At 37.1% G+C, this 428-nt stretch carries 1 protein-coding gene; it reads left to right on the forward strand.

Annotated elements, in window-relative coordinates:
- Window positions 1-428: VTT domain-containing protein (locus H4O21_RS28200; RefSeq protein ID WP_182812480.1), on the forward strand; the 428-nt coding region annotated here is incomplete at both ends.

Genomic DNA, 428 nt, shown 5'->3' on the forward strand with positions numbered 1-428 from the left:
TTAATGATGCCTTGATAAAATTAACCGAGATATTGCCATCTCATGGTGTACTAAGTTTCTTTTTTGTATCCGAAACACTTTTAGGGTTGATTCCTCCAGAAATATTTATTGCGTGGTCTGGTAAAATGCCAAATCCTTGGGGGTACTTAAGCATTTTAGCCATTTTGTCTTATTCGGCAGGGTTATTGGCGTATCACTTGGGCCGTATGATTACCAAAATTCCATCTGTCCACACCTATTTAGAGGTGAAAATGCAAAAACAGCTAAAAAACTCCAGAAAATGGGGAGGGTTTTTAATCATCGTAGGTGCTTTACTACCACTTCCATTTTCAATTTCATGTATAGCGGCCGGCATTATTAAATTTCCTTTCAAAATTGTTGTGCTATTCGGAGCATTACGTTTATTACGTTTTGTAATTTATGGCCTC

Source organism: Oceanospirillum sediminis, from assembly GCF_014164585.1.
Lineage (GTDB): Bacteria > Pseudomonadota > Gammaproteobacteria > Pseudomonadales > Halomonadaceae > Oceanospirillum > Oceanospirillum sediminis.